Origin of the sequence: Rhodovulum strictum, from assembly GCF_009649175.1 — a bacterium.
GTDB lineage: Bacteria > Pseudomonadota > Alphaproteobacteria > Rhodobacterales > Rhodobacteraceae > Rhodovulum > Rhodovulum strictum.
The window spans coordinates 1-4,089 of sequence record NZ_WJPO01000057.1 but is presented as its reverse complement, the minus strand read 5'-3'; the positions used below and the strand labels follow the sequence as shown (position 1 = coordinate 4,089).

The 4,089-nt window shown below is 64.3% G+C and carries 3 protein-coding genes; all 3 read right to left on the bottom strand.

What is annotated here, in order from left to right:
* Positions 1–753: 753 nt before the first annotated feature.
* The 3 genes from GH815_RS18455 to GH815_RS18445 all read right to left on the bottom strand — a co-directional run bounded on the left by GH815_RS18455 (position 754) and on the right by GH815_RS18445 (position 3,371).
* Complete coding sequence (locus tag GH815_RS18455) at positions 754–2,499, bottom strand: site-specific DNA-methyltransferase (protein ID WP_153750189.1); 1,746 nt, start codon at positions 2,497–2,499, stop codon at positions 754–756.
* A 151-nt stretch (positions 2,500–2,650) separates the two neighbouring features.
* Complete coding sequence (locus GH815_RS18450) at positions 2,651–2,986, bottom strand: hypothetical protein (RefSeq protein ID WP_153750188.1); 336 nt, start codon at positions 2,984–2,986, stop codon at positions 2,651–2,653.
* A gap of 1 nt (position 2,987) precedes the next feature.
* Entirely contained in the window at positions 2,988–3,371 is a 384-nt protein-coding gene (locus GH815_RS18445) for a hypothetical protein (RefSeq protein ID WP_153750187.1), read from the bottom strand.
* Positions 3,372–4,089 lie beyond the last annotated feature (718 nt).

The window sequence follows — 4,089 nt, the reverse complement described above, 5'->3', positions numbered from 1 at the left end:
CAAGACCTTCCTTTCCGCCATCGCCCTCGCCGCAACCGTCCTGTTCTGGCTTTGACGATCAATGAGTCTGGAGCCTAAGGCCCGTTTCTGACGCCCGCAACGCGATTCCTCAGTTGCTACCTTGTCCGATTTCGGCGCGGGCGGGGCGCATCAGCTAACCTGTTGATGGACGTTCGTTTTCTTCAAGGTGACAACCGTTTGCACAAGGTTGCAACTCGGTTGCTACCTTGGCGTCTGCGGATCGCGCGTCCTGGCCCGCGCCGAACGCACCGCCGTCCGCTTTTTCCCCTTATGTCACAACGCCTTGCAGTATGCGTGGTTTCTGTCGCTCGAATGCAAGTTCCTGCGCGATCAATGCGCGATTTCGGCCCCGTTTTGCATGCCCACTTGCAGACGCGCGCCGTCACCTCTGGGCGGTGTTTTCCTTTGTCCCCAATGCCTTGGGTTCTATTTTCCCTTTCCGGCGTCCGTGCAAAAGGTAAGACCCCCCTACACGAGGCGGCAAGGATACTCCTCAGGCTGGGCCTGGCCTGAGGGGGCGCGATGGAGGAGGATACCGCCGAGGCGGCGGCGGTGGTCCTGGCCGCGGGCGCGACGGATGAGCTGCCCGGCACGGCGAGCGGCCTGATGTAGCGCGGCGCCAGCTTTTGCACAGATTGGCAGCAGCTTCTGCACGGAAATTTTCGGCGGGCATCAGCATCGTGCATTGCGAGGGTATTTCTGACGCAACGCCGCGCCGTTACAGTCGGGAGATCAGACGGCCATGCGAAGCTGGGCTGGCATGGGCCGGTCGGCGTCGCGCCGGGCGGGGGCCGCTGCGGGGCCTGTCCCGTCGAAAGTAAAGAGCATCGCGCGTTGCCGAGCCAGTTCACGCGGGTCGACGAAGCCGCTGGTGGTGCGCCCGCGCTGGCGGCCGGCAGCAGCGGCCGCCACGCTGTCGAAAAGCGCAGGCACCCGGATGGCCGCGCCCTCGAAGATTTCGCGCACGGTCAGGATCTGCATCGCCGGGAAAGGGCCGGTTGTGGTCTGGACAGTGCCGACCTGGCGGGCCTCGTTGAGCATGCCCCGCGAGGGCTCGTGCGCACAGATGAAAACGGCGATGGCGTCTGGATCGCGCGTCTCCCGCCGCTCGCGCTCCAGCGTGCCGGCAAGATCGCGGATCATGCCCGGGTTGAGACTGCGACCGCCCTTGACCGAGATGATGCCGCGGCTCTTCTGGTCGTTGCCGGTGAGGAAGTAGAAGATCCCGTCGATCCCGCGATCGCCGCGATACTTGCCGGAATGCATGCCGCCGATCCGGGTGACGGCCCACTCCTCGAACTTGAAAGGGTGGTTCTCGGCCAGGTACAGGGCGCCGTCGACGCTGCGGGGGATGCCGAACACGTCATAGTCGATGGCCGGGAAATGCGTACGGAGGCGGTCGCCCACAACGCTCATGGCCTGAATTGCGACATCTATCCCGATCCAGCGTCGGCCCATGGCATGGGCGGCGTGCAGCGTAGTGCCGCAGCCGCAGAACGGGTCAAGCACGACGTCGCCTTCGTTCGAGGACATCGCGATGATCCGCTCTAGTAGGGCCAACGGCTTTTGCGTCGGATAGCCGAGACGTTCCTGCGCCTGGGAATTCAGTGGCAATATATCGGTCCACACATCGGTAAGCGGTAATCCCCTCATTTCGTCGAGATACCGCTTCAGGCGCGGCACCTTGCCGGGCGCGCTCTGATGGATCAATCCAGCCTCATGGGCTGCCAACATGCGGTCTTTCGTCCACCGCCAGACACGTCGCACGCCTAGGAACTCATAGTCGAGATTCGGCCGGTTCGTGTTGGGGTTCAGAAGATCTCCGAGGGTATAGCGTCGTCCGTCCGTGTCGATGTTGCAGTATTTTCGCGCCGTTTTCTCGGGTAGGTTCTCGGGATCGTATGGCACATAGATCGCGTCGTCGTTCCAGGTGGCTTCACTCGATTTGCGATAGGCCAGCAGCAGGTCATGTGTGTTGGGAAGCCGCCTTTTCATCAGCGATTTTCCCGTATTGCGCTGCCAGACAATCTCGTTCTGGAACCTTCCAACACCGAAAATCGCGTCTAAAAGCACCTTCAGGTAGTGGCTGGCCGTAGGGTCGCAGTGCAGGTAGAGGTTGCCGGTCGGTTTCAGCACGCGGTCGAGCTCGGCAAGCCGCGCGGCCATCATCACAAGATAGGCGAGCATGTCGTTCTCGCCCAGAATACGGCGCAGGGCGCCCAGAACCTCGCCCAAGCGCCCAGGCTGCATTTCCAGCATGGCGAAGGTCTCTTCGGCCGGATCGCCCCATGTCCAGGTATCCTCGAAGGTGGCTATCTGGGCATCGGCCCAGCGGGTCCTGTCGGGGCTTTTGAACAGCAGGTTGTAGCTGGCGTTTGAGTTGAATGGCGGATCGAGATAGACCAGATCGACGCTTTCGTCGGGAATGTACTCCCGGAGAATGTTGAGGTTATCCCCGAAATAGAAGGCGTTCTTCATGGTCCACTCCTCGAACCCCCAGGGAGCGGCCAAAGCGTCGCTCCTTGCAGCGCAATTCGCCAAGCTGAACCTGTTGCAGATTCGACGGATCAGCAGGTTCGTAGGCAAGTGATGCGCGAACGTCACGAACGTTCGACGAACACTACCCGGATCACGGCGCCGCCCCTCCAAGATCAGGCATGATTGTCACGGTCAGCCACTGCCTGGTCGGGAAAGTTTCAATCGCGCCATCGACGTAGGTAACCTCGAACTCCGCTCGATGAACACCTGCTTTGGCCGTATCTTCCGCGACCCAAGCGTAGCGCACCACGCCGCCCTCGTCCCAGATTGTTGCGGGAGCATCCACCACCAGGTTGCCCCTCTGATCCCGCATCAGGAACCGCACGCTGGCGCCTGTCAGCACGCTGCCGCCCTCGGAATAGACCGGCAGCTGGTATTCCAGCCCCGGACTGGTGTCGCCGCGCTTGATCTCGAATGTCGTGCTCATCTCAGCTCCTGTATCCGCGGACTGTCCCCATGCCGCCGGTCTGGCCCGGCTGGGCCCAGCGGCGGGCGGACAGCGCGCCTACCGCGAACGCGCCGCCCGCGACCCAGGCCGGGGCTGCGGTTGCTGCGCCACCGATCCGGTGCACCTGACCCAGCGCGCCGCCCGCGACTGCGATGGGCGAGGATGCGACCAGACCGGCAAAGGCATGCACCTGGCCTAATCCACCGCCAGCGACACTTGCCGAGGACGCAATCGCGCCGCCGCCGATACTGTCGATGGGCGACAGGGCACCGCCCGCAGCGTCCGCCCGCGCCACGACATCGGCCCCGCCGATCCGATGGGTCTGGCCCAGTGCGCCGCCCGCCACGACAGAGGCAGACGACACGGCCCCGCCACCGATCTCGTCGCTGGCTCCGATCGACCCGCCGGATGATGCCGCGGTGGCCGAGACTGCCCCGCCACCGATCGAGTGGGTTTGCCCAAGGCCCCCGGCCAGAAGGGCAGCTCGGGACGCAACTGCACCCCCACCGACCCGATGATCCTGGCCGATGCCGCCACCCACCACAGCCGCCAGCGCGGTAATAGCTGTGCCTGCGATCAGATGGGTCTGCCCGAGCGATCCGCCTGCGACACTCGCCGCCGATGCGACCGATCCACCCCCGATTTCGTCGGATGTCGTCCCTCCGCCAGGCGTGGCAACGCGCAGGATAATGATGCCATCTGCGCCAGAACCGCCGGACGACACCGGGAAGCCCTGCGCGACCCCCTGCAAAAGCCCGCCGCCCTCGCCACCAGAACCGGGGCCACTTCCATTGACGCCAGACCTATTGTTTGATGCGAAGCCGCCCGCCCCGCCGCGTCCATACTCGACCGCCAATCCGGTAATGGTGGAGACTATCCCTGCCCCGCCGGCGCCACCTCGGACACCAGCTACCCCGTCTTCACCATTCCCGCCCGCGCCACGGCCACCACCGCCAGCGCGGTTTATGTCGGCTTGACCGGCGCCGGCGGCATTACCCCCCTTATCCCGCGATATTCACCGGCCGGCTGACATTGGAGCCAAGGTGCTGCTTTCGGGCGGGTCGAGGGCGTCCTGAGGGCCC